This is a genomic window from Streptomyces altiplanensis (assembly GCF_053591575.1).
In genome coordinates this window covers 25136-45050 of the sequence record NZ_JBSFUB010000047.1, presented here as the reverse complement: position 1 = coordinate 45050, position 19915 = coordinate 25136, and the positions used below count along the sequence as shown (strand labels likewise).

Below are 19915 nucleotides of genomic sequence, written 5' to 3'. Positions count from 1 at the left end.
TCACCCGGGCCCGTGCCATTCGCAGAGCAGAACGGTGGCGTCGTCGGTGAGCCTGCCGTCGTGGTGGTCGAGTACGGCGTGAACCAGGCGGCGCAGGGTTTCGGGGACGGGAAGGCCGTCGGCCTGCCGGCGGATGATGAAGTCGACGAAGCGCTCACGCCCGAATTCGTGGCCGTAGGCGTCACGTGCCTCGGTGATGCCGTCGGTGTAGAGCAGGAGCCGGTCACCGGGCTCGAGCTGCTCCCGGCACGGGACGACGGGGAGTGCGAGATCGGTCCCCAGCGGGTGGGAGGGGGCACAGTCCAGGGCGGTGGTCCAGCGACCGCCGCGGACGAGGACGGGCGGGTGGTGCCCGCAGTTGATCCAGGTGAGCAGTCCGGTACCGAGATCGAGGTCGGCCAGGATGCCGGTGGCGTACCGGTTGAGGGTGAACTGCTCGATCAGCATCGTTTCGATGGACAGAGCGGCTTCGGCGAGTCCGGCGCCCTGACGCCGTTTGCTGCGGCAGGTGGCCATGGCCAGGTTGGCGATGAGACCGGCGGCGGTGTCGTGGCCCATGGCGTCGAAGACGGCCAGGTGGGCGGTGTCGCCGGCCAGGGCGTAGTCGAAGGCGTCCCCCGCGGTGGTGTAGGCGGGTTCCATGGCGCCGGCGATGGTCACCCTCGCGTTGGCGAAGGTACGCGGCGGCATCAGGGTCCACTGCATCTCGGCGGAGACCGACATGGGGCTGACACGGGTGAGGCGGGCGTAGGAATCGCTGTGGTGGCGCTTGGAGACCAGGAGCAGGCCCAGCAGCGACGCCAGGTCCCGCATGCCGTCGCGGCCCGCCCCGTCCGGTTCGGCGTCGGTTTCGACGCGGAGCACGCCGAGCCGTTCGGTGCCGTCCAGAATCGGCAGCCAGTGCTGCAGACGGCCGCCGACGGAGGTGGACAAGCCCTGCATGACCTGGAAGACCCGGCCGGGCAAGGTGGCGTCGATGCGCATCTCCTGCCCCCCGAGGCCCGCGTCGATCCCCTCCCCGGTGGCTTCGCGCAGCACTTCTTCCCGCAGATCGGCCACGAAGATGCGCGCCCGGTGCAGGCCGGCTTCGGCGGCATGCCGGTCCACCAGGGCAGGCAGCTGCTCGAAGGTGACCAGATGACTGGCGCGCAACAGCGCGGTGAGCATGCGCGCGGAATCATGGAGTGTGGTCATGGCAGGACCCGTCGGACGGGGACGGCCCGCGTCCGCCCGTCGGCGTCGACGATGAGGGGGCCGCCGTCCCACTGCGCGACAGACGAAACAGACGAAAACGAGAAGCCCGAGATGGCTGTCTGCGTTCAGCGTACGGCTCAGGTCTCGTCGCGGGGACCGCCGACCGGGCCCGTTCCCGTGCCACGCGACTGCGTGCCCTGCGCACCGGGCGGCCGGCCGGCACCGCGGGCCGGCCGCCCGGGGAGCCGGGTCCGCGGACCCGGCCGGCGCGCTCCGGGGTTCGGCAGGCGGTACGGGTGCCGGGCCGGCGCGGGGATCTCGCACCGGTTGTTTCCTCCGGAGGCACAGGGGCACCCGGGTCCGTGACTCGGGCTTCGCCGCAACACCGGAGGTGCGACGTGGGACGTTTCAATCGGGTGGCGCTCGGTCTCGCCGCATTGGCCGCCGGGGTCTTCGGCCTACGCAGGGCCCGGTCGCCACGGGCGCACGGAGACCGGGCCGGCGATCGCTGGCTCACGGTGACGGTCAACCGTTCGCCGGCAGACGTACAACCCGGCGGGGCACTGCCCGCACCCCTGGACAGGTTCGGAGACAGGCTGGAGGCCAGGATCCTCCCCGCCCCCGGCGACCGGGGCACGGAGCTGGCGGTACGCCTGAAGGAAACGCTCCCCGCCCGGGTGGCCTCTGTGCCCGCGAGGCTGACGGGCAAGGACCCGCGTCAGGAGGTCCGGACCGCGCTGCGGGACGCCAAGGCCCTCCTGGAAGCGGGCGAGGTCATGCGGCCGGACGCCCCGCCCACCACGCACCACACCCCTGCGGGCAAGGTCATCGGGCTGTTGAGCCGCCGTTCGGGCGGGGAGGGAGTGCTGTGAAGGCGCTGTGCTGGGAAGGCGTGAACAAGCTGTCCGTCGAGCGGGTCCCGGACCCGGAGCTCCGCAACGACCAGGACATGATCGTGCGCCTGATCGCCGGGACGACGTGTGGCTCCGACCTGCACCTGATCGGCGGGTACATCCCCGCGATGCGGGCCGGGGACGTCATCGGGCACGAGTTCCTCGGTGAGGTCGTGGAGACGGGCCCCGAAGTACGCCGCCACAAGGTGGGCGACCGGGTCGTCGTCTGCTCGTTCGTCGGCTGCGGACGGTGCTGGTACTGCGCCAACGACCTGTGGTCCCTGTGCGACAACACCAACACCAACCCCGGGATCGGCCAGGCCATGTTCGGCTACGAGGCGGGCGGGATCTTCGGTTACTCGCATGCCATGGGCGGCCTGCGCGGCAGCCACGCCGAATATGTGCGCGTGCCCTTCGCCGACTACGGGGCCTTCGCCGTGCCCGAAGGGATCGACGACACCAGCGCCCTGTTCGTCTCCGACTCCGTGCCCACCGGCTGGATGGGAGCCGACCTCGCCGGCGTCAAGCCCGGCGACGTCGTCGCCGTATGGGGATGCGGCGCCGTGGGACAGATGGCGGCCAGGGCGGCGATCCTCCTCGGGGCCGAGCGCGTCATCTCCATCGACCGCCTCCCCGAGCGGCTCGCCATGACCGAGAAGCACATCGGTTCCGAGACCCTCGACTACACCTCCACCGATGTCGCCGCCGAACTCCGCGAACGCACCGGCGGCCGCGGTCCGGACGTCTGCATCGAAGCCGTGGGCATGGAAGCCCACAGCGACGGCCCCATGCACCTGTACGACCAGGCCAAGCAGCAACTGCGCCTCCAGACCGACCGGCCCACCGCCGTACGCCAGGCCGTCCATGCCTGCCGCAAGGCGGGCACCGTGTTCATCCTGGGCGTCTTCGCCGGCGCGGTCGACAAGTTCCCCCTCGGAGCGGTGATCAACAAGGGCCTGACCGTACGCGGCGCACAGCAGCACGGACAGCGCTACATCCCGATGCTCCTGGAGCGCATCGCGGCCGGAGAGATCCAGACCTCGCATCTGGCGACCCACACGCTGTCGCTCGACCAGGCCCCCACGGCGTACGACATGTTCAAACACAAGAAGGACGGCTGCGTGCGGGCGGTCATCCGCCCCGGCACGTAAGGAGCGCCGCAGGCGGCGGGGCAGGCAGCGCGATGCGGCGGCCCCGCCGCCTGCGGGTGCGGCACGGGTGTCCCTCTGCGATCCGGACGACGGCAAGCTCCAGGCGCTCCTCGCGCGGCTGGACGCGTACGGGCCCGGCGCAACGGCTCACCCGAACGGCCCTGACCGTCTCGCGGGCTCCGGCCGTCCGGGTGATGCTGCCCGAGTGACCTGAGGAGGCAACCATGACCGACAACCCGAACTCTCCCGGCGCGACCGGAACCACACGCATGCGGCAGGCGGACGAGGTCCGTGGCGGCTCCGGCGCGTGGGCGCGCGGCGGAACCGTGTTCGCAGGTGTCCTGCTGCTCGTCGACGGAGTCCTCGCCGTGCTCAACGGCATCGCGGGCATCGCCGAGAACAACGTCTACGAGCGGATCGGGGACTACGTCTACAAGTTCGACCTCACGACGTGGGGCTGGATCCACCTCGTCATCGGCATCGTCCTGATCCTCACAGGTCTCGGCATTCTCAAGGGCGGCGCGGCGGCCCGTGGCCTGGGCATCGGCATGGCAGCGCTGAGCATCGTCGCCAACTTCCTGTGGCTGCCCTACCAGCCGGTCTGGGCGATCATCGCCATCGCGCTCGGCGTCTTCGTGATCTGGGCCCTCGCGACGGACCGCTCGGCCGCCTGAGAAGGCCGCCGAGGAGAGCCGCTGCCCCTCCCCTCGCCGGGCACGCTCTCGCCAGGGACCCGCGGACCTGCGCGCTCGTGTCGTTTGAGGGCGTGCGGGACTGGCCCTGTCCGCGGCGCTTCGACTCCCCGAGCGTCTTCACCGGGCTGCTCGACCATGACCAGGGTCGCTCCGTCGGGACGAAGAACCCGGGGCGGGGCCGGGCGGTGGGCAACGACGCCCCCTCCGGCAGCCTCGCCGCCCTCACGGACCCGAGTGGCTCGGGCGTCGCTGCTCCGCACTGCCGGCGGAACGCCCACCGATGCGGAGCGCGGTCAACGGAAAGACGAGCACCGAGAGCATGGCGGCATCGACGAGCGCCGCGGCCTCGTCCGTGCCGATGGTGTCTTCGTCCAGACCGATCGTGGTGATCGCCACCACCAGGGGCAGACAGGTCGCCGAGTACAGGAACAACGCCTTCCGGTCGCGGGGAACGAGGTCCCCCGGAGCAAGTGCGTAGACGGGAAGGCCCCGCACCACCAGGAAGAGAGCGAGGAAGACCGGGACGAGCAGCAGGGCCCGGTCTCCTTCCAGGAGAGCGTGCAGATCGAACTCGACGCCGGTGACCACGAAGAACAGTGGTGCGAGAAATCATCGAGCTCGTAGCCCGCCAGGAAGATGAGCACCGCCAGCCCGAGTTCCGACAGCGGGTCCAGCACCGTGTCCGTGCGGATCCACCCCAGGATGTCCGGCCTCAGCAGGATGCCCAGGCCGATCTCGAAGATCACGACCGGCACACGGAACCAGCGGCGGCCGGCGAACGCGAGAAGCGGTGCGAGGAGACGACGCACCACGTGGTGCTGACTGTGGGGGAGCGTGTCGACGCGGTGCCGGCGAACATGGCGGACAGAACGCGCTGGGACTGGTTCTTGGAGCAGCGCCGGTGCCCGGGAGATGCAGACGCTCTGCGGGTTTCTGGACGGGGGCGGAGAAGCGGCAGCGTGTGTCTGCGCAGGGGGCGCGGTGAATCGGGCCGGTCCTGGGGCCCGCAGGGGAAGGCCGAGCGGGTGCCTGCGGTGAGTGGCCCGACCGCCGGCCGTCGGCCTTTTCCCTCGGCAGGGGCTGCCCGAGGGGTGTCAGGCGGCTTCGTCGAGATCGAGTTCCTGGTGAGGGCGAGGGCGGTGCGATCGGGCCGCGGCTGCTCTTTTCTCCCGGGCGCGCAGGACGGCCCACAGGGCCAGGAGCGGGGGGAGGGAGGTCCAGGGGAGGTACCACAGCGACTGCGGCAACACCGGGTGGACGAAGGTCCCGGCGCCAGTGAGGATCATGGCCAGGGCGAGGTTCCCGCACAGGGCGCGCCCGGCCGAAGCGGCGGGGCCGCGCTGTGGGCCCTGCGCGGTCCGGGGTCTGGGGTGTGTCCCGGGTATGGGCTGGTGGTGGCGCATTCTTCCCCCCCCGTGGAAAGAGCCGGTTGTGGTGGCCGTACCGGTCACTGGTGTCCTACGGGCCGCAGGGGCCCGTGGTGTCCGAGGGGTGATTTCCCTTCCGGTCTGGACCCAAACGGGCCGGAACCAGCCCCATGCTCCGACGGATCGAAAGGGGTCAAACGCCTCCTAAGGGAAGGCATTTACTGACCAAACGCCTTTCTCCATCCCTCCCGGTGTGGCTCGAGAGCGCTTCCGCCGTAGGTGGCCGGGCCGGCTCGCCGATCGCCATCGGCGGGAGCCGGCGGTGCGCCTCCGCCGGAGACCAGTGCGGCTCCGGCAGCGACGCCGGTGAGCTGCTTGAGCATGGAGCGGCACGAGAATTCGATGGTCAGGAGGCCCTTTCGGGAAGGTGTCGTGCCCGCCGGTACAGGAACGCGGCGGCACAGGCCAGGACGACGGCAAGACCAGCCGGCACGTTGACGAATCCGTTGACCGACGCGGAAACGTGCTCCACCGTCGAGCCGTCGGAATAGACGCAGGCATTGCGAAGGGGCCAGTAATCCTGCTTCAGGCTTGCCAAGGGGACGCCGGACACGTTCCTGTCCTCGCACAGCTCCGGGAATGGCCCTCCCAGGGCTACGGAGAACCAGCCGTAGCAGTACACGGCCGTGGCCGAGAAAACGGAGATCAGGGCGAGAACCGCACAGATCCTGGACGGTGAACGGGGCGGATTCCTCAGCATGAGAACAATCACCAGGATGCACGCCGGAACAGCCGCCGCACTGATAAGCAGGAGCAGGCCCATCAAAGGCGCCGGCATTGCGTCCCCTCCTTCTGATCCGGTTTCGCGGACGCGCGGAACCGCGTGGTTCTTCCCGTCTCCCGCGCCGAGCCGTTCAGCAACGTACGCGCGGATTCAGCGAGCTGCCCGCCGTCCTTGCGGGCTGCCTGCCCCAGTAGAAACCGGACAGGGTCCCGTATCCGCATCCGCCACCGCAGATCCGCCCGGCCGGACCGGCCCGCCACCCGAGCGAACGCCGATCCCAACCCGTCAGCCCGGCAGCTGACTTCAGCCGTCCCCTCCGTACCAGGACAACGACAACTACCAGCTCACTCAGGACGCGAGCCGCTGCTGGAGCGCTAATCGGCCACCTTCAACGCTCAGCCCCAAGGCTGTCGGCCGTCTGCTCGCTCTGCCCCGCCGCCAAGGAGGCGTCCCCCTGCGGCACCTTGTAGCAGTTCCGCAACACGCACAGACTCTTCACATCGTATGACTTCATGCGAAGATTTCGTCTCCCGCGCTCCGTGAGTCGGGCCGGGGTTACAAGGGAGAACCTTCGTGAAGAAAACGACGTTCAGGGCCATGGTGGGCACCACATTGGCGGTTGCCGCCGCCGCTGTCGTGCTGCCCGCCACCGCGGGTGCCTCTTGGTACGAGGCTGCCGTTCCCGCCGGCTCGGGCACCGCCGGCCGCCCTACCGCCGACTCCTTCGGGCGGGCTGCGGATGCCGTACTGACTGAGCGGACGGCCGCCCTCTTGGACGGCTCCCCGCACCGCCGGCGGGCCGGGGCGCTCGCCAGTCGCGACGTGCACTTGTCCTCGGGTCTTGTGCGGTCGGAGGACCACACCGAGGCATCGCTGCGCGACCGGAAGAAGCGGCTGCGTGAACTGGGCGAGGCGTACACCGCGGCCGACACCAAGGTCAAGGTGAACGACGTCAAGGTGCGCGGCGGCAAGGCGTCGGTCCGTGTCACCGAGACCACCACGCTCACGTACGAGAAAATTCGTGGCAACGAGCCGGCCACCACCGGGTTCCAGGCGCACCACGAAGTCGACTTCACCCGAACCTCGGGCGGCAGGTGGGCACTGACCGGCATACGGCCTACCGACACCGGCCTTGTCGCGGTCAACGCTCCGCTCAAGGCTCCGCAGGCCAAGGCGGCTGCTTCCGACGGGCTGCCGGTGGCTGCTCCCGCGTCCACCAGGCGGCCCTCGCGGGTGCCCGCTCCGAAGCCGGCCAGCAACAGCAGCGGCCTCAACTACGCGGCAATGGGCGCGTACGCGGAGAAGTACTGGAGCAGGTACAACCCTGCCTACCCCTCGTACGACAGCGCTGGTGCCGGCGGCGACTGCACCAACTTCGTCAGCCAGGCGCTGAAGGCGGGAGGCTGGAAGCACGCCCCCGGTTCCTGGGACGACTACCGGAAGTGGTGGAGCGACCCGAAGCTGGGCAACACGCTGTCCTTCGTGGGCGTCAACGAGTGGTCGTGGTTCGCCCTGTCCAGCAAGCGGACGACCAACCTCTCCAACGTCTGGGAGATGGGTGTCGGTGACGTTCTCCAGATGGACTTCAACCGGGACGGGTCGAAGGACCACACCATGATGGTCTCGTACCGGGACCGTCGGGGCACCCCGTACCTGACCGCCCACTCCACCAACACTTACCGGAAGTCGGTGGCCAGCATCATCGCTTCCTACCCGAGAGCGAACTACTTCGCTTACCGCACCTGACGAACGGCCCCGCCCTCCGGCGCCGGAGGGCGGGGCGCACAGTTCAGCGTCCTCGGGTCCGCGCGCTCCATGCCCGCCGGGACAGCCGGCGCACTCGGCCGGCGGCGGGCCTTGAACGCGGAAGTCCGAGTGTGAATCCGTCCGCCCCTGCCCGGCATGTCTGGAAACCGCGGTCCGGGACACCGCAGTCAGGGACAGTGCAGTCAGGGACAGCGCAAACCAGCTCCAGCGACTCCGGCCTCGACACGCCCACCCCTGCCGGGCTGTCGTCGCTCGCCAAGAGGCACGGGCCTCTTATCCCTCAGCAGGGCAGGCGCCTGTGCGCATGGGGCGGTGGGCAGTGCCAGGAGGGCAGCCACTCCGTCTCCGGCAGGAGGGGGACCGATCGCCCGTTCTATATTTGTCTGGCCGTGCCGGACATGCCTTGCCTTCACATCAGGAGAAGCAATGATGAGCCGAAGCGCCCGTGGACGTGGCCGCCGACGAGCCCGCCAACGCAAGCCCGGCCGCACCGCACTGATATCCGTCTCCGTGCTGGTGCTCGCGCTGATCACGGTCTTTCTCGGGAAATCTCTGATCAGCGGCCCGGACGGCAGTGCCGCAGCCGAGCCTTCCGCCGCCGACGACCCGACCATCCGTGCGAAGAACAACAAGGCGGGCAACGGTCCCAACGCCCGTAAGCGCGCCCAGCGCTGGGACGGCAAGGTCGAGGTCCTGGGGGACGGCTCCACATCGCACACCGGGCCACAGCCGGGCCAGCTGAAGCCGAAGAAGCTCAAGCCGGGTCAGAAGCCTCCCCAGTTCGTGGTGTTCTCCTGGGACGGCGCACTCGAGGGCGACGATCACCTCTTCTCCCACTTCCGCCAGGTGGCCAAGGAGAGTGACGCCCACATGACGTTCTTCCTGACGGGCATCTATCTGCTGCCCAAGTCGAAGAGCGACCTCTACGACCCGCCCATGCACAACCGCGGTTCCGCGGCGATCTCCTATCCCACCGACGACCACATCAGGACGACTCTGGCCCAGCTCGGTGACGCCTGGAAGGACGGCCACGAGATCGGCTCGCACTTCAACGGCCACTTCTGCGGGCCCAAGGGCGGCGGTGACTGGAGCGTCGACGAGTGGACGAGCGAGATCAAGCAGACGTACGACTTCGTGAAGAAGTGGAAGACCAACACCGGGTTCAGCAGCCTGCCGCCCCTGCCCTTCGACCCCGACCGCGAATTCGTCGGGGGCCGTGCTCCCTGCCTGGAGGGCCAGGAGAACCTCATATCGGCGAGCAAGGACTTCGACTGGCGCTACGACGCCAGTTCGCCGGGCGGGTTCCAGGCTTGGCCGAGCAAGAAGAACGGCATCTGGGACTTCCCGCTGCAGTTGTTGCCCTATCCCGGCAAGGACATCCAGGTGCTCTCGATGGACTTCAACTTCCTCTACAACCAGTCGAAGGGCGAGACGGACGGCGACCCGGCCCAGTTCGGCATGTGGAAGCAGACCACCACCGGCGCTTACATGAACGGCTTCAACCGTGTCTACTACGGCAGCCGGGCGCCCCTGTTCATCGGTAACCACTTCGAGCAGTGGAACGGCGGCATATACATGGACGCCGTGGAGGACCTGATGCGGGAGGTGTGCCCGCGCGAGGACGTCGAGTGCGTTTCCTTCAGGGAACTGGCCGACTGGATGGACGTCCAGGACCCTCAGCTCCTGGAGCAGCTGCGCTCACTGGACCCCGGTCAGGCGCCCTCGTGGAAGACGCTGGTCAAGTAGGACCGGGCGAGCACGGCCCAGTGAGCGCCCGCCCGGAGCCGGTGGTGCGCCCTCACGGGCGGGGCGTCACCGCCTGCATGTAGTCCCTCCAGATGTCGACCGGCAGGGGGCTGCCGGGCTCCTTCCCGGAAGAGCCCGCCACACCGTCCAGCGGCAGCAGGTCCAGTTTGCGCAGGTCCATCCGGTACAGCACGACGGCTGTGGCCTCCTCCCCGGTGTATCCGATGAACCAGGCGGCCTTGTTGTCCTCCGTCGTCCCGGTCTTGCCCGCCGGTTGCAGGCCCGCTGTCTGCGCCTCTTTCCCGGTTCCCTCCCGCACGACCCCTTGCAGAGTGCCGGTCACCTGCTGTGCCACCCCGGCCGTGAACGCGCGGCGCGACCGGACTGCGGGCAGTGGGATCTCGTCTCCGTTGCGGGTGACCCGGAGTACCGAGAACGGCTCCGTCTGCTTGCCCTGGGCGGCGAAGGTCTGGTAGGCCGCTGCCATGCGGATGGCGCTGGGGGTGGAGTTCCCGAGCGAGAAGGCGGGCACCTGCCGGCCCAGGCTGGAGGGCAGCAGGCCGGCGTTCTGCGCGTGGTGGCGGACCCGGTCCAGGCCGACGTCCATGCCGAGCTGGAGGAAGGGCGAATTGACGGAGTTCATCATCGCTTTGTCCAGGCTGATGGAGCTGCCCCAGGACGTGCCGCCGTCGTTCTTGCCCTTCACGATCTTGCCGTTACGGTCCCAGTAGGGCCCTTCGGGTGTCATGACGGGGGCGTTGTGCCGGCCGTCGTACAAGCTGGAGGGTGTGACGGGGTGGCGCTTGCCGTCGCGGTCGCGTACGACGCCGTCGCTGAGGGCCGCGGCGTAGACGAAAGGCGCGAAGGCGGACCCGGCAGGTACCGTGACCGCGTTGGATTCGTTGAATCCCTGCTTGAGGAAGCCGGGGCCTCCGTACAGGGCAACGATCTTTCCGTCCGCGCCGACGGTCGTCGCTCCCGTCTTGACGAAGGTGTCGGACTTCCGTTCCTTGGGCGCGAGTTTCTTCCGGGCCTTGCGGACGGATTCCTCCAGGGCCTCCGTCTTCTTCTTGTCGAACGTGGTGTAGATCTGGTAGCCGCCGCGGTCGAATTCGGCTTCCGAGACCTTCCCGTTGCGAGTGACGTACGACTTGGCGAGTTCGACGAGGTATCCCTGCTGGCCGTTCAAGTCCGTTCGCCCGCCTGTCACCTGGGTCGGTTCGGGGAACTTCGTGTACTTCGCCCGCTCGGCGGGAGAGAGCTTCCCGATCTCGACCATCCGGTCCAGGGTCCACTTCCAGCGCTCCACGGCCCGCGCGCGGTTGCCCTCGCCCAGCGCCGGATCGTACAGGCTGGCGCCCTTCAGCAGGGAAGCCAGGAAAGCCCCCTCACTGGCGTTCAGCTCGCTCGCCTCCTTGCCGTAGTAGGCCTGCGACGCACGCTGGATGCCGTACGTGCCGCGGCCGAACCAGCTGGTGCTGAGGTAGCCCTCGAGTATCTCGTCCTTGCTGAACTTGTCGTCGACCTTCAGCGCGAGCATCATTTCGGTGAACTTGCGCGAGAGCGTCTGTTCCTGGCTGAGGTAGGCGTTCTTGACGTACTGCTGAGTGATGGTGGAGCCGCCCTGCGTCTCACCGCCGCTGACCATGCGGGTGACGGCGCGCATGAGGCCCGAGGGGGAGATGCCCGGATCCTTGTAGAAACTGGCGTTCTCCGCGGCGAGGACCGCCCAGCGGACGTCCTCCGGGACCTTTTCGAGGGGCATGTCCTGTCGGCTGACCCAGCCGGTGCGCGACATCTTGGAACCGTCGGCCCAGTAGTAGATGTTGTCCTGCTGAGTGGCGAAGGAGTTCAGGTCCTCGGGTATGTCGGTGCGCCAGTAGGCGATGCCCACAACGGACATCAGGAGACCAGTACATCCCAGTACGGCGCACACCAGCTGGCGCGGAGACGGGATCCAACGCCGGTAACCCTGCCGGTGCGGTCGCGGGTACTGCGGCCGTACGCGCTTCATCAGCGCACCGATCCGGTCGGCCGGAACCCATGACGGCAGGGACCGGGACGTCAGCGCCCGCTGCACGAGCACCCACCTGGTGCTCAAGGAGGAGCGCGACCGGCCCGTTTGCCGGGGGGCCCGCCGAGATCCGGCCCGAGATCCGGCCCGAGATCCGGCCCGAGATCCTGAGGACGTCGCCCGCCGTCCACGGTCAGCCGGCTTGCCCCGCCTACCCATGGGACATCACCACGCCCACGTGGATCACCTCACACACGACGACCACAGCCGACATCGCTTCTCCCATGAAGATCAGGGCCGGGCTACAAGCCCGCAGCCTCCCCACAGGATGCTACGAGGCCCTCGCCGCCAGTTCAGAAGCCATGATCCACGTCGCGTCGATCGACAGCCTCGCCCCACGCGCCACGGGCAGGCTCACACCGGCCACCGCGGCACGGTCGGCACGACGATGCCTTGCCGAAGCGCGGCTTCGGTGGACTTCTTCCGTATCAGCCGCGGCTCAGGGGCGGTTCTCCGCCGAGGGCGCGATGCGGAACACCGCCCAGGGCGCGACGAGGGGAGTGCGGAAGGCCGCGGCAGCGGGACCACCGCGGGCCATGATGGCTGCCCAGCCGATCCGGACAGTCATAAGCGCCAGGACGGTGGCGGCGAGTCACAGCAGAGCCCTGACTGTGAGCGGTCCACCATGCGGCTCGGCCGGTATGGCAAAGTTCCGCTCATTCTTGCATTCGATTGACACAGGCAGAAGATACGTGACGCTTTCACGGGAAGCAGCCCCAGGGCGGAGTGATTCTGCGCACTTGCAAGGGGCTGAAGCGGTGGAAAGCAGTCCGGTTTGCGACGCGAATCATTGGCCCTTACGGATGCGTAGTGCAGGATGCGTTCGGTCTCGCCACGCCCGAGTCGCGCGTTGACCGGGGCGCGCGTAAACCCCGCCCTGCACAGGGTGAATTCGGTCTCCACGAGCTCGCCGCGGTTCCACGCGCTCGGCATCGGGCCCGGCGGCACCACGATCAGGCTGGAGCACCTGTTCACCACCGCCCGGACGGACGCGTTCCTCGTCATGCGCCGCGGCGTCGTCGTCCCCTTCGGCTCCCAGGTCATCTCTCCAAACGTGCCGGTCGCCCCGCCCGTCCAGGCGTTTTGCGGACCGGAGGGCACCTCGGGAGGGCCTCGGTGAAATTCCTGTGAATCAGGCCGCGAAGGCAGCGGCCATACCTGGGATCAGTGGCCTCGACCGTGCCGTGGCGCCCGTATCTCTCAGGAACTTCCCAGAATCTCTCCGGAGGTGATCAGGACGGGCTGACAGCGTCGGTTCCTGTTCCGACACACCCCGACCTGACGTGGGGCCTTTGCTGTGGCCACATTCCTTTCCCGGCTGGGCCGGATCTCCTTCCGGAGGCACCGGCTGGTCGCGTTGCTGTGGGTGGTACTGCTCGTGGGGACGGGGGTGCTGGCCGGGAAGGCTCCCGCCGCCCCGCCGAACGACTTCTCGATGCCCGGAACGGAGGCACAGCAGGCGTACGACCTGCTGGAGGAGCGCTTCCCCGAGCTGAACGCCGACGGCGCGACGGCCCGCGTGGTGTTCCGGGCGGAGGACGGCAGGATCACCGGTCCCGAGGCGAAGAAGGCCGTCCAGGAGACGGTCCGGGAACTCGGGAACGATCCGCAGGTCGCGCGGGTCACCGACCCGTACGCGACCCGGTCGGTGAGCGAGGACGGCTCCACCGCCTACGCGCAGGTCTCCTACCGGGTGCCCGCCTCGGATCTGGAGGAGAGCTCGCGCACCGCACCGCACTGCAGGACACCGTCGAACAGGCAGGCTCGCACGAGCTGTCGGTCGAGGTCGGCGGCAATGCCGTCAACGCGGTGGCCGGCGGGCACTCCTCCGAGGCCCTGGGCCTCGCGGTGGCCGCCGTGGTGCTCGTCCTCACCTTCGGATCGCTGCTCGCCACCGGGCTTCCGCTGCTCACCGCCGTCCTCGGCGTGGGCATCGGCGGCCTGGCGGTCAAGGTACTCGCGGAGCCGCTCGGGATCTGCGGCCGCCGGACCGGTCCGCCCCGCGCCAAGCGGCGCCGCGGCGAGGACGACCGGCCGAAGCCGGCCATGGGCGTGCGCTGGGCCCGGCCCGTCGTTCGGCGACCGGTCGCCGTCCTCCTGGGAGGGATCGCCCTGCTCGGCGTGATCGCCGTGCCGGCGGCATCGTTGGAGACGGGACTTCCGGGCGACGAGAGCAAGCCCGCCTCGACCACGCAGCGCCGTGCCTACGACCTGGTCGCCGAAGGCTTCGGCCCCGGCCACAACGGGCCGCTCACCGTCGTCGTCCAGGCCGACGGCGGCGGCAGCGCCCGGACGGCCGCCCAGGACGTCGCCGAAGAGGTCCGCGGCAGGAAGGACGTCGCCGCGGTGGTGTGGGTGTGAGGTGCCGCTGACGGCCCCGTTCTCCCCAGATCCTCCCCAGCCGCGGGCCGCTCGCGATGCTGCTGTAGAGGCGACTGTCCTCGGGCGGGGGAGCGGGGCGGCTGCGCACCGTATCGGGCCGTGAGGCTCGGCCCGTCTGTGCCTCTCCTCTTGTGAGCTGGTCTTGCGAGCTGGTCACACCGTGGCGTTGGACGAGGCCGGGAAGGAACGTGGTGCCGAGGGTGTGGGCGCGAGCGGCGCAGGTTGCCGCCAGTGAGACAGGTCGTCGCGGGCCCGCCAGAGGGCGCTGGGGGCCCTGGAGGTTCGGCATGACCGGCTGTGCGCTGTCGTGCCAACTCCTGGGCGCAGTAGGTCAACGCGGTCGTTCGGTGCGCTCGTAGCTTGAAGGAGTGCCGAGCCGCGGAGGCGGCAGGCGCACTGCCGATTGCCTCGAAAGGACCCCTCATGTTCGACATCAACAAGGTGCAGGCCGCCCCCAGCGCGGACCTGCTCACGCCCGACAACGCGGTCATGCTCTTCGTCGACCACCAGCCGCAGATGTTCTTCGGCACCGGAAGCGGCGATCGCGCCGCGATCATCAACAGCACCGTGGGTCTCGCCAAGGCGGCCCGGGCGTTCGACGTGCCGGCCGTCCTGACCACGGTCGCCGCCGAGTCGTTCTCCGGTCCCCTGTTGCCGCAGCTCGCCGAGGTGTTCCCCCAGCACGAGGCCATCGACCGCACCACCATGAACGCCTGGGAGGACGAGGCGCTCGTCGCGGCGGTCAAGGCGACCGGGCGCAAGAAGATCATCCTGTCGGGTCTGTGGACCGAGGTCTGCCTGGTGCTGCCCGCGCTCTCCGCCCTGGAGCAGGGTTACGAGGTGTACGTCGTGACCGACGCTTCCGGTGGCGTCAGCCCGGCCGCCCACGAGCACGCGCTGCAGCGGATGATCGCCGCCGGCGCGGTGCCCGTGACCTGGGTCCAGGTCCTCCTGGAGCTCCAGCGCGACTGGGCGCGTCAGGAGACGTACGGCGCCGTCATGGAGATCGTCAAGGCCCACGCGGGTGCGTACGGCCTGGGCGTCGTGTACGCGCAGAGCGTCATCGGCGCGCACGCGGCCGGCTGACCCTTGTGGACACCGGCATTCTGATCCTGCGTCTGCTGGTGGGACTGCTCGTCGCCGGCCACGGTGTGCAGAAGGTCAGCTCGCACCTTGGCGGCAGGGGACTCGAGGGCGGCAGCGAGGAGTTCCGCGCCGACGGCTTCCGCGGCGGTGCCCTCACCGCCCTGGCGGCGGGCGGTGGTCAGATCGGATCGGGCCTGCTGCTCGCCGCCGGCCTCCTGACCCCGCTCGCCGCGACAGGTGCCATCGGGGTCATGACGGTCGCGCTCACCGTGAAGTGGCGCCACGGGCTCTGGGTGCAGAACGACGGATACGAGTACCCGCTCGTCCTCATCGGCACCGCCGTCGCCCTGGCCGCCACCGGACCCGGTGCCTGGTCCCTCGACGCGGCTCTCGGCCTCACGCCGTACCCGCTGTGGTGGGCGCCCCTCGCGCTCGTGGCCGGTCTCGGCAGCGGACTCCTCACCCGGCTCGTCCTGCACCGGCCCGCTGCCCCGGCGATCGCCGAGCGCTGAGCGCGAGCCGCGCAGACCGGGTCCGGTCGCCCGCGTACCCCCGGCCGGGCGGCCGGGCCCTTCCCACCCTCTTTCCCGAACAGGAGCACCCGATGGACACCCTCACGACCCCGCACGGCGGCGGCCAGCCGCTGCTGCATCAGAAGGGCCCCGAGACCCAGGCGTTCGGCACGCTCAAGCAGTTGCCGATCGGCCTCGGCCACGACACCCGCATGTACGCCTGCCAGCGGCTGAACCGCGTCCTCGCCGACACGCAGATCCTCCACTCCCTTTACAAGAAGCACCACTGGCTCATGCGCGGGGCGACCTTCTACTCGCTCCACCTGATGCTGGACAAGCACGCGGAGGCCCAACTGGCCATCGTGGACGCGTTGGCCGAGCGCGTCCAGAGCCTCGGCGGCGTCGCCGTTGGGGACCCGCGTCACGTCGCGGAGCTGACGGCGGTCCCCCGTCCGCCGAACGGCGTCGAGCCGGTGCCCGTCATGCTGTCGCGGCTCCTCGACGCGCACGAGCGGATCCTGATCGACGCCCGGGACGCCGCAGCCCGGCTCTCCGAGGAGGGCGACGAGGGCAGCGCCGACCTGCTCGTATCCGATGTCATCCGCACCGGCGAGGCGCAGGTGTGGTTCCTGGCCGAGCACCTCGTGGACACCCCTCTGGTGCGCGGCTGATGGACACGTACGACGTCGTCGTGGTCGGCGGCGGGCCGGGCGGCGAGTGCTCCCACCGTGCCTGTGTGCCGAGCAAGGCCCTGTTGTCCCGCCCCGGCTTCGCGCCAACCCGCTGCGCGGCCTCGCCGCGGACACCGCCCGCCCGCGCGGCGTGCTGGCCGCCGTCGACGGCCCCGTCGTCCTGGCCGGCCGCTCCTGCGGCGGCGCCGTCATCAGTGGCGCCGCGGTGGGCGACAGCCGTGTGAAGGCCCTCGTCCACCTGGCCGCGTTCGCCCCGGACAAGGGCGAGAGCGCGGCCGACCTTGCCGCCAAGTTCCCGGATCCGCCCTCGGCGGCATGGTGAACCCGCAGTCGTACCCGCTGCCCGGCGGCGGCACCGGAACAGAAATCGTGATCGGACAGGCCAAGTCCCACCGGCAGTTCGCCGCCGACGTCCCTGCCGCCGGCGCCGCGGTCATGGCCGCGACCCAGCGTCCGGTCGCGACCGCCGCGCTGGAGGAGAAGGCCGGGGAAGCGGCCTGGAAGACGATCCCTTCCTGGGCGCTGACCGCCACTGCCGACAAGAACATCCCGCCGGCTGCCGAACGGTGGACGGCCCGCCGCGCAGGCTCGCACATCACCGAAGTGGACGCGTCGCACGCCGTGGCCGTCTCCCGCCCGGCCGTGGTCACCGACATGATCCTCGACGCCGCGCGCGCGACCCGCTGAGCGACCCCCCGTACGTCCTACGAAGGAGAACCCCTCATGTCGAACACACCGGTCCTCGAACCAGCCGCCCAGGCCTTCGCCGACGCCACCGCCCAGCCGCCGTTCCTCTACCAGATCCCCGTGGCGGACGGCCGCAAGGCCGTCGACGACGTCCAGAGCGGTGACGGTGTCCCGCTCCCCGACGTCGACGAGGAGTGGATCACCGTCCACGGCGGCCCGACCGGCGACGTCCGCGCCCGGATCGTCCGCCCGCGCGGCGCCGCCGGTCCGCTCCCCGTCATCCTCTACATCCACGGCGCCGGCTGGGTCTTCGGCAACGCCCACACCCACGACCGGCTCGTCCGCGAACTCGCCGTCGGCACCCGGGCGGCCGTCGTCTTCCCCGACTACGACCTCTCGCCCGAGGCCCGCTGCCCCGTCGCCATTGAGCAGAACTACAGCGTCGCCCAGTGGGTCGCCCGCGAGGGTCACCACAAGGACCTCGACGGCACGCGGATCGCCGTCGCGGGCGACTCGGTCGGCGGCAACATGACCGCCGCCCTCACCCTCATGGCCAAGCAGCGCGGCGACGTCCGCATCGTCCACCAGGTCCTCTTCTACCCGGTGACCGACGCGAGCTTCGACACCGAGTCGTACCACCAGTTCGCCGAGGGCTACTTCCTGCGCCGCGACGCCATGAAGTGGTTCTGGGACCAGTACACGACCGACGAGGCCGAGCGCGCCCAGATCACCGCCTCGCCGCTGCGCGCCACCACCGAGCAGCTCACCGGCCTGCCGCCCGCCCTGGTCATCACCGCCGAGGCCGACGTCCTGCGCGACGAGGGCGAGGCGTACGCGGCGAAGCTCCGCGCCGCCGGAGTCCCTGTCACCGCCCTTCGCGTCCAGGGAGCCATCCACGACTTCGTCATGCTGAACGCGCTGCGCGAGACGCGGGCCGCCGAACTCGCCATCGGTCTCGCCACCGACACCCTCCGCAAGGCCCTCGCATGACCGGGCCGTCGACAAGCATGCCCGTCGCGGGCCTCGTCCCCGCACCGCGGCAGGAACACGCACAGGCCGACCTCCTCGTCCGCAACGCGAAGGTGTTCACCGGCGACCCCGACCGTCCCGAGGTCCGCGCCGTCGCGATCCGCGACGGCCGGGTCGCGGCCCTCGGCGACGACCACGACCTCGCCCACCTCGTCGGGCCAGGAACGAAGGTCGTCGACGCCCTCGGCCGCCGGGTGATCCCCGGGCTCAACGACTCGCACCTCCACGTCATCCGGGGCGGCCTGAACTACGTCCTGGAACTGCGCTGGGACGGCGTACGCAGCCTCCGCCACGCCCTCGCCATGCTGCGCGAGCAGGCCGGCCGCACCCCCAAGGGGCAGTGGATCCGCGTCGTGGGCGGCTGGACCGCCGAACAGTTCGCCGAGCGCAGGATGCCGACCGTCGCGGAGCTGAACGCCGCCGCACCCGACACCCCGGTGTTCGTCCTGCACCTGTACCAGTCGGCGTTGATGAACCGGACCGCGGTGCGGGCCGCCGGATTCACGCGCGACACCCCCGACCCGCGCGGCGGCCAGATCGTCCGGGGCCGGGACGGTGAACCCAACGGCGTGCTCCTCGCGGCGCCGAGCGCCCTCATCCTGTACTCGACCCTGGCCAAGGCGCCGGCCCTCGACGAGGCCGACAAGCGGACGTCGACGCGCCACTTCCTGCGCGAGCTGAACCGCTTCGGACTGACGTCCGCAGTCGACGCCGCCGGCGGCTTCCAGAACTTCCCCGACAACTACGCCACGGTCGTCGACCTCGCCAGGTCGGGGGAGCTGTCCCTGCGCATCGCCTACCATCTCTTCCCGCAGACGGCCGGCCAGGAACTCGCCGACCTCAAGCGCTGGACCGAGATGGTCAAGCCCGGGGACGGGGACGAGTGGCTCCGGCTGAACGGCGCGGGCGAGAACCTGACCTGGGCCGCCGCCGACTTCGAGAACTTCTCCGAACCCCGTCCCGCGCTCGCCGAGGGCTACGAGGCCGAGTTCGAGCAGGCGGTCCGCCTCCTGCTGGAGAACGGCTGGGGCTTCCGGCTCCACGCCACCTACGACGAGACGATCCGCCGCGACCTGGCCGTCTTCGAGAAGCTCGCGGCGGAAGGACTCTTTCCCGGCGGCAACCGCTGGCTCTTCGATCACGCCGAGACCGTCTCGGGCGACAGCCTGGACCGGATCGCGGCCCTCGGCGGCGCCCTCTCCGTCCAGAACCGCATGTCCTTCCAGGGCACCGCCTTCCGCGACCGTTACGGCGCCGAGGCCGCCGCCCACACGCCGCCGGTCCGGGCCATGCTCGACCGGGGCCTCACCGTCGCCGCAGGAACCGATGCCACCCGCGTCTCCTCGTACAACCCGTGGGTCGCACTCCACTGGCTGGTGACCGGCAGGACCGTCGGCGGCATGGCGCTCTACCCGGCCGGGAACCTCATCGACCGCGAGACCGCCCTCGACCTCTACACCCGTGGGGGCGCCCGGCTCACCGGCGAGCAGGACGTCAAGGGAAGCCTGCGGGAAGGCTGGTACGGCGACCTCGCGATCCTTTCCGAGGATTTCCTGACCGTGCCCGAGGACGTCATCCCCGAGATCGAGTCCGTGCTCACCGTCGTCGGCGGGCGCATCGTCTACGCGACCGCGGAGTACGAGGGGCTCGACGAGGCGGTCGCGCCGGTGAGCCCCGAGTGGAGCCCCGTGGCCCACTTCGGCGGCTACCAGTCGGGCCAGGAAGGCGCCCGCCAGGCATCGCACGTGGCCGAGGCCGTCGCCGAGTCCGAGCAGCACCACCGGTGGCGCGTCGCGCGCGGCTCCGTTCCCGAAACGACGCCGTCCTTCGTCGACCCCTGCTTCGAGCACTGAAAG

At 70.0% G+C, this 19915-nt stretch carries 19 protein-coding genes and 4 pseudogenes; 15 read left to right on the top strand and 8 right to left on the bottom strand.

Features of this window, described 5'->3' with window-relative positions; translation table 11 throughout:
• Positions 1-1194 (bottom strand): PP2C family protein-serine/threonine phosphatase, encoded by a 1194-nt coding sequence (locus tag ACWD0Y_RS20965; protein ID WP_450261839.1) that lies wholly within the window; start codon positions 1192-1194, stop codon positions 1-3.
• Positions 1195-1592: 398 nt separating this feature from the next.
• Between ACWD0Y_RS20965 and ACWD0Y_RS20960 the strand changes: the two genes are divergently transcribed.
• The 3 genes from ACWD0Y_RS20960 (at position 1593) to ACWD0Y_RS20950 (ending at position 3912) form a co-directional block, all read left to right on the top strand.
• The gene (locus ACWD0Y_RS20960) at positions 1593-2066 is read left to right on the top strand and encodes a hypothetical protein (RefSeq protein ID WP_450261838.1); all 474 of its coding nucleotides are present in this window, start codon (positions 1593-1595) and stop codon (positions 2064-2066) included.
• Positions 2063-3238: a zinc-dependent alcohol dehydrogenase gene (locus tag ACWD0Y_RS20955; protein ID WP_450261837.1), complete on the top strand. Its 1176-nt coding sequence runs from the start codon at positions 2063-2065 to the stop codon at positions 3236-3238. Before ACWD0Y_RS20960 ends, ACWD0Y_RS20955 begins: the two co-directional genes overlap by 4 nt.
• Positions 3239-3507: 269 nt before the next feature.
• On the top strand, positions 3508-3912 hold the full coding sequence (locus tag ACWD0Y_RS20950; RefSeq protein ID WP_450261849.1) for a DUF7144 family membrane protein: 405 nt from the start codon (positions 3508-3510) through the stop codon (positions 3910-3912).
• A gap of 243 nt (positions 3913-4155) precedes the next feature.
• Here the strand turns inward: ACWD0Y_RS20950 and ACWD0Y_RS20945 are convergent.
• The 5 genes and pseudogenes from ACWD0Y_RS20945 to ACWD0Y_RS20925 all read right to left on the bottom strand — a co-directional run.
• A pseudogene (locus tag ACWD0Y_RS20945) lies at positions 4156-4542 on the bottom strand (cation:proton antiporter domain-containing protein); the annotation flags it as partial.
• A gap of 62 nt (positions 4543-4604) precedes the next feature.
• Positions 4605-4679: pseudogene (locus ACWD0Y_RS20940) on the bottom strand (hypothetical protein); the annotation flags it as partial.
• A gap of 348 nt (positions 4680-5027) precedes the next feature.
• Positions 5028-5219, bottom strand: a complete 192-nt coding sequence (locus tag ACWD0Y_RS20935; RefSeq protein ID WP_450261836.1) for a hypothetical protein — start codon at positions 5217-5219, stop codon at positions 5028-5030.
• Between the two features lie 487 nt (positions 5220-5706).
• Complete coding sequence (locus ACWD0Y_RS20930; RefSeq protein WP_450261835.1) at positions 5707-6138, bottom strand: hypothetical protein; 432 nt, start codon at positions 6136-6138, stop codon at positions 5707-5709.
• Positions 6139-6227: 89 nt separating this feature from the next.
• Positions 6228-6365: pseudogene (locus tag ACWD0Y_RS20925) on the bottom strand (IS701 family transposase); the annotation flags it as partial.
• Between the two features lie 292 nt (positions 6366-6657).
• Between ACWD0Y_RS20925 and ACWD0Y_RS20920 the strand changes: the two are divergent.
• A complete protein-coding gene (locus tag ACWD0Y_RS20920; RefSeq protein ID WP_450261834.1) occupies positions 6658-7830 on the top strand; it encodes an amidase domain-containing protein in 1173 nt (390 codons plus the stop codon).
• Positions 7831-8280: 450 nt separating this feature from the next.
• Positions 8281-9597, top strand: a complete 1317-nt coding sequence (locus ACWD0Y_RS20915; protein ID WP_450261848.1) for a hypothetical protein — start codon at positions 8281-8283, stop codon at positions 9595-9597.
• A 52-nt stretch (positions 9598-9649) separates the two neighbouring features.
• Here ACWD0Y_RS20915 and ACWD0Y_RS20910 read toward each other — a convergent pair whose 3' ends face one another.
• Together ACWD0Y_RS20910 and ACWD0Y_RS20905 are read right to left on the bottom strand one after the other, a co-directional pair.
• A complete protein-coding gene (locus ACWD0Y_RS20910) occupies positions 9650-11500 on the bottom strand; it encodes a transglycosylase domain-containing protein (RefSeq protein WP_450261833.1) in 1851 nt (616 codons plus the stop codon).
• A 610-nt stretch (positions 11501-12110) separates the two neighbouring features.
• Complete coding sequence (locus tag ACWD0Y_RS20905) at positions 12111-12239, bottom strand: hypothetical protein (protein ID WP_450261832.1); 129 nt, start codon at positions 12237-12239, stop codon at positions 12111-12113.
• Between the two features lie 318 nt (positions 12240-12557).
• Between ACWD0Y_RS20905 and ACWD0Y_RS20900 the strand changes: the two genes are divergently transcribed.
• From ACWD0Y_RS20900 to ACWD0Y_RS20855, 10 genes and pseudogenes are all read left to right on the top strand, one after another.
• A complete protein-coding gene (locus tag ACWD0Y_RS20900; RefSeq protein ID WP_450261831.1) occupies positions 12558-12791 on the top strand; it encodes a hypothetical protein in 234 nt (77 codons plus the stop codon).
• A 315-nt stretch (positions 12792-13106) separates the two neighbouring features.
• Positions 13107-13340 (top strand): annotated as a pseudogene (locus ACWD0Y_RS20895) (MMPL family transporter); the annotation flags it as partial.
• A gap of 68 nt (positions 13341-13408) precedes the next feature.
• Positions 13409-14032 carry an MMPL family transporter gene (locus tag ACWD0Y_RS20890; protein ID WP_450261847.1) on the top strand — a complete coding sequence of 208 codons (624 nt, stop codon included), beginning with the start codon at positions 13409-13411 and terminating at the stop codon, positions 14030-14032.
• Positions 14033-14476: 444 nt separating this feature from the next.
• Entirely contained in the window at positions 14477-15139 is a 663-nt protein-coding gene (locus tag ACWD0Y_RS20885; RefSeq protein WP_450261830.1) for a hydrolase, read from the top strand.
• A 5-nt stretch (positions 15140-15144) separates the two neighbouring features.
• Positions 15145-15651: a DoxX family protein gene (locus ACWD0Y_RS20880; protein ID WP_450261829.1), complete on the top strand. Its 507-nt coding sequence runs from the start codon at positions 15145-15147 to the stop codon at positions 15649-15651.
• Positions 15652-15743: 92 nt separating this feature from the next.
• Positions 15744-16322 carry a Dps family protein gene (locus tag ACWD0Y_RS20875; RefSeq protein WP_450261828.1) on the top strand — a complete coding sequence of 193 codons (579 nt, stop codon included), beginning with the start codon at positions 15744-15746 and terminating at the stop codon, positions 16320-16322.
• A 46-nt stretch (positions 16323-16368) separates the two neighbouring features.
• A complete protein-coding gene (locus ACWD0Y_RS20870) occupies positions 16369-16665 on the top strand; it encodes a hypothetical protein (RefSeq protein ID WP_450261827.1) in 297 nt (98 codons plus the stop codon).
• Positions 16659-17030: an alpha/beta fold hydrolase gene (locus ACWD0Y_RS20865; RefSeq protein WP_450261826.1), complete on the top strand. Its 372-nt coding sequence runs from the start codon at positions 16659-16661 to the stop codon at positions 17028-17030. Before ACWD0Y_RS20870 ends, ACWD0Y_RS20865 begins: the two co-directional genes overlap by 7 nt.
• 36 nt (positions 17031-17066) lie before the next feature.
• Positions 17067-18020, top strand: coding sequence for an alpha/beta hydrolase (locus ACWD0Y_RS20860; protein ID WP_450261825.1), 954 nt, complete (start codon positions 17067-17069; stop codon positions 18018-18020).
• On the top strand, positions 18017-19912 hold the full coding sequence (locus ACWD0Y_RS20855; RefSeq protein ID WP_450261824.1) for an amidohydrolase: 1896 nt from the start codon (positions 18017-18019) through the stop codon (positions 19910-19912). The genes ACWD0Y_RS20860 and ACWD0Y_RS20855 overlap by 4 nt, the downstream gene beginning before the upstream one ends.
• Positions 19913-19915 lie beyond the last annotated feature (3 nt).